This is a genomic window from Chitinophagaceae bacterium (assembly GCA_007695095.1).
Classification (GTDB): domain Bacteria; phylum Bacteroidota; class Bacteroidia; order Chitinophagales; family REEL01; genus REEL01.
The window spans coordinates 1-4,596 of the sequence record REEL01000179.1; the positions used below are offsets into that span (position 1 = coordinate 1).

Consider the following 4,596-nt stretch of genomic DNA (forward strand, 5'->3'; position numbering starts at 1 on the left):
TAACTCCTTAAAAAAACTTGAAGAATATAAAATCCTTAATGGGGATACTTTATTACACGGTACGAGTAAAGAATATTATGAAAATGGTAATTTAAGATTGAAATCTCTTTATAACATGGGGCTTTTAGATGGAAAACAATATGGTTATTTTGAAAATGGTACAATGAATTTTGAAGTTACATGGTTAAACGGTTTTAAAGATGGAAAATGGAAATTTTATTATAATGATCCCGAAAAAAAATTGTTAGAATATAAGGCCTTTTTCTATCAAGACTCCTTAGCATACCATCAATTTGCTTATCATAAGAATCAGGTAGTTTCAAAATACAGTTTTGAAAATCCGTTTATTAGTGGGTATATTTATTTAAGTAGTTATGATAAAAACGGTAATTTAATTATGGAGGATGGTGATAAAAACCCATATATATTTGTACCTGACGATATTAATAACGGAATGTATTATTTCGGTGATACATTGTATTATTATGTTTTTTATCCCATCCCTCCTCATATAGAAGTAGAACTTTATGCTAAAATGGATGTTCATGAAGAATGGTATGAACTTCAATTACCAAATGATAAATATCAGACAAGTGTTTTTTATAGTATTTTAAAAGATGTAGGCAAGTTTTCACTTAAAGCAAAATTAGTTGTAAAAAAAGGAGGTGAGACTAATGAATATTTATCTAATCCTTTTAAATTTGAGGTTCACGATCCCAGCTCCCCATAACTTCATCTTGTATTATGTGACTGTGCTACATCAAAACTAAAACCGTTCTTTGAAAAAATGCTTATTTTTAATTCGTCATGCAAAAATGTCTTTTTAGAAATATAATCGGCTTCTACACCCAATCCCAACGGGTAAAACTTGACATCCATAGCAGCCAGCAGAGTTCGAAAGGTTTGCCTGTTGAGACTAAAGACCCGATTGGTAATATAACGAAAATAGATTATGATGTTTACCATTTACTGCCGGAAACCGTTACACAGAAACAAAGTGCCGGTACGGATCTTGTTACCATAGCCGAATATGATTACCGTGTAATGCAGGCAAAACAGATTACCGACCCAAACGGCAATCGTACCGCATATCGTTTTACACCACTTGGTTTACTCAAAAGTATATCGGTGATGGGTAAAGAAAGTGAAACGCTTGGCGATGAACCCGATACCGCTCCCGGTACGATTATGGAGTATGACTTCATGGCTTTTGTAAATGAACAGCAGCCTGTATGGGTTAAGACTATTAAAAGAGAATATCACACACACGACAGCGACATACCCGATGGAGCAGATGCAGAAGCAACTATTACTACAATAGAATTTACCGATGGTTTTGGCAGGTTACTGCAAACCCGCACACAAGGAGAAGATGTGATTTTTGGGCAGAAAGAGTACGGAGACAGCGGACTGCCGGATGACCAGACTAAAAACGGCATAGCCAAAGGCAAAGAACGCAGTGCAAACGATCCTTACAATGTGGTGGTCAGTGGCTGGCAGGTATATGACAATAAAGGACAGGTGATCAAACAATACGAGCCATTTTTTGACAAAGGTTTTGCCTATAATTACAATGTCCGGTAGCGAGGGCGCTAAGGACAGGGGGAGTTGTTTAAGGACATGCTTTGTGGTGATTTGAATTATTTTTTATCAACAATGTTTTGTAGTTCACTTTCTAAAAACACTTTAAGCCCACATACAGAAACATGATGTTTTAAAGGATATTTTTCTGATTCAGGTACAATGATGTAATTGTGTTTTGTTTTCAAATCTTTTATGCCTTGATGAAATCCTTTAGTAATTTTTGGAGCAGAAGTAAATTTAATTTCAATTGCGGAAACAGGCTTCATTGCTTTTGTTAATAATAAGTCTATTTCTGTTCCTGTGTGTGTACGATAAAAATAAACATCCAGATCGTCCGGTTTTTCTGAAAGCACCTGTTGAAGCACATAACTCTCAAAAGAAGCCCCTAAAAAAGGCATTCCAAGTAATTCGTCAAAATGATTAATCCGCATTAAGCGATGTAAAATACCTGTATCTGAAATAAATATTTTTGGAGATTTTACAATGCGTTTTTTCACATTTGAAGAGTACGGCTCTAATGTTTTTACCATAAAAGCTCCTTCCAAAAATTGAATGTATTTTTTTATTGTATGATTTGTTAAACCTAATGACTTTCCGATTGAAGTTGCATTAAGCAGATTGCCGTTTTGCCAGGCAAGCATTTCCCATAATCTTCTGACTAAAACAGGAGAAGCAGATAATCCGAGTAAAGGTAAGTCCCTTTCAATATAAGTTTTGATAAAATCATCAAGCCAACGTTTGGATTGCTTATCATTAGTGTTTAAAATGCTATTTGGAAATCCACCAAAAAAATGATGCCGTTGCCAGTTGATTTCCTTAAGCTCTGAAAATGATAAAGGGTTCAATTCAATATAACTGATACGCCCGGCTAATGTTTCAGAACTGTCCCGAATAATATCCGGACTTGCCGAACCCAGAATTATAAAGCGAAGTGGCTCCCTTTGCTCATCTACCGAAGCACGAATTAATGGAAATAATTCCGGGCGGGTTTGTATTTCATCAATGATGATGCATTTATCCTGATGCCCTTGAAAATAAATTTCAGCTTCATTCATTTTCTCAAAGTCAGAGGGTTTCTCCAAATCAATATAAATACACTTTTTTTCTATGATTTGTATGAATTGCTTTGCCAAAGTAGTCTTTCCTACCTGTCTTGGCCCTATAATGCCAATAACCGGATTAAACTTACCTAATTCGATGAGTTCGTCAAGACATCTCCTTTTAATCATCATTGAAATTTGGAATTTTGATTTCTGTTTTTCAAGGTAAAATTAGGACAATGTTTTTAAATTAACAACAAATTATCCTTGAAAAATGGAATTTTGATTTCCAAATTTCAAGGTAAAACGCATGCCTAACTACAATATTCAACTTTACAAAGAGTCTAAAAATTAGACACTTATGAATTAACTAACTGTCCATCCCAATTTAGCAAGTTTACCATTTTGAATTATAACAATCCACCTCTTACAAAGGCCAAAACAGCATCTCTGCTGTTCTTGTCCAAACTACTTTTCGTTTAGCCATTCCAAATTTCTTTTATCCATCGCTTCTTGAGAAATCAGTTTTCCATTCTGAATGTCTTTTTCACTCATTTCCAACATTGCCTTCTGTTCATCTGTCAATTCTACAATTTCTGTTTCAGAGGTACTTTTAGTGATTAACTTATCAAGTGCCTTTAAAAAATCTTTGTCCTTAATAGATAATATTTTATCTATCAACCCATTTCTTATTTGATTAATTGATTCCATATTTTGTAATTTAATTTCTAAATATCCGAAACTTTAGCCTTATTTCAAAAAAAATAGTTCCCCCCCTAGCAACAGCCTGTCCGTAGCGTCCCCACTACCGGACAAGAAATAAAACGTAATTCTGAATTAAAATACGCATTCTACATCAATCAAACTAAGCATACCGGCATAATTAGAAGCACTGCTTTATAAAAAATGTTCAGGTTCTGCAACCAATCCGGCATGCTACTTCCACGAAAAAACCGGATAAAACACTTCAGTGTATCAAAAGCCGGTAAAAATGGGAAAGAAGAAAACAAAAGTTCTTTGAAAATATGCTTATTTTTAATTCGTCATGCATAAATGTATCTTTAAAAATATAACCGGCTTTTTGTCTTGTTCGGAAGTTTTGAACTACAGACTTTGTTAATTGTACAATACAGAAAACCTTACATTAAACAAAAAAAATCACTAATTTTACAATAAACAATTGTTATGCGTGTAACAGAAATCAAAAAGGAATTAAAACAACTCATTGAATTAGAAAATGACCCTGAAATTTTAGATGCAATCAGGACTTTATTGAGTAAAAGTGTAAAGGAACTTATGTTGAAAGAAAAGCTCATTGCAAGAGCAAAACGCTCAAATAAAGACATTAAAGAAGGCAAATTACTTAGTAGAGATGATGTTGAGACAAAAAGGGATAGTTATTTATGAAACCCAAAAGGGAAATTGTTTATACTCACCAAGCATTTAATAGCTTAAATGAATCATTGAATTTATTAAAAGATAAAGTAAATGTTCAAAAAATTAAAGAGATTAGAAAGCAAATTCTTGACAAAGTTGAAATTTTAGCTACACATCCTGAAAGTGGTCAAATTGAAGAATTTCTTTTAGAACTAAACCAAGGTCACAGGCGAATAATTTATACGCATTATAAAATCATCTATCTGTCCGCAAAAGACAAAATTATCATAACTGATATATTTGATACACGTCAGGATCCAAACAAAATGAAAGCTTAGTGTAATTGTAATACTCTCGTTGTTTATAGATACTTCAAAAAAAAGCAGCTTACCGTTTTGAACTACGGACTTGAGCATTTGGACAAAAAATGAAAGTTTTGGATTTTAAATTACCCAGCCTGTCCGTAGCGTCCCCGCTACCGGACAAGAAATTAAACGTAATTCTGAATTAAAATACGCATTCTACATCAAACAAACTAATTAGTCGTCCATTAAAAACTACTTAACCGCTTGATTGTTAATTAATTGTTGATAAA

6 protein-coding genes are annotated in these 4,596 nt (G+C 33.5%); 4 read left to right on the top strand and 2 right to left on the bottom strand.

The genetic code is table 11. The features are described from left to right. Positions 1–730 (top strand): hypothetical protein (locus EA412_14595; protein TVR75945.1); only part of this gene is annotated, 730 nt, incomplete at its 5' end. A 173-nt stretch (positions 731–903) separates the two neighbouring features. Beyond that, positions 904–1,584 (top strand): hypothetical protein, encoded by a 681-nt coding sequence (locus EA412_14600; GenBank protein ID TVR75946.1) that lies wholly within the window; start codon positions 904–906, stop codon positions 1,582–1,584. Between the two features lie 56 nt (positions 1,585–1,640). On the opposite strand, the gene EA412_14605 is transcribed toward EA412_14600, so the two are convergent. Further along, a complete protein-coding gene (locus tag EA412_14605; protein ID TVR75947.1) occupies positions 1,641–2,816 on the bottom strand; it encodes an ATP-binding protein in 1,176 nt (391 codons plus the stop codon). 276 nt (positions 2,817–3,092) lie between these two features. Then, a complete protein-coding gene (locus EA412_14610; GenBank protein ID TVR75948.1) occupies positions 3,093–3,335 on the bottom strand; it encodes a hypothetical protein in 243 nt (80 codons plus the stop codon). Between the two features lie 474 nt (positions 3,336–3,809). On the opposite strand from EA412_14610, the gene EA412_14615 reads away from it, so the two are divergent. Both EA412_14615 and EA412_14620 read left to right on the top strand, forming a co-directional pair. Further along, positions 3,810–4,031 carry a hypothetical protein gene (locus tag EA412_14615; GenBank protein TVR75949.1) on the top strand — a complete coding sequence of 74 codons (222 nt, stop codon included), beginning with the start codon at positions 3,810–3,812 and terminating at the stop codon, positions 4,029–4,031. Then, entirely contained in the window at positions 4,028–4,339 is a 312-nt protein-coding gene (locus EA412_14620) for a type II toxin-antitoxin system RelE/ParE family toxin (GenBank protein ID TVR75950.1), read from the top strand. The genes EA412_14615 and EA412_14620 overlap by 4 nt, the downstream gene beginning before the upstream one ends. The last annotated feature ends 257 nt before the right edge of the window (positions 4,340–4,596 follow it).

Coding starts and splice junctions, on each gene's coding strand:
- EA412_14605 (TVR75947.1), bottom strand. CDS start 2,816: ATGATGATTAAAAGGAGATGTCTTGACGAACTCATCGAATTAGGTAAG.
- EA412_14610 (TVR75948.1), bottom strand. CDS start 3,335: ATGGAATCAATTAATCAAATAAGAAATGGGTTGATAGATAAAATATTA.
- EA412_14615 (TVR75949.1), top strand. CDS start 3,810: ATGCGTGTAACAGAAATCAAAAAGGAATTAAAACAACTCATTGAATTA.
- EA412_14620 (TVR75950.1), top strand. CDS start 4,028: ATGAAACCCAAAAGGGAAATTGTTTATACTCACCAAGCATTTAATAGC.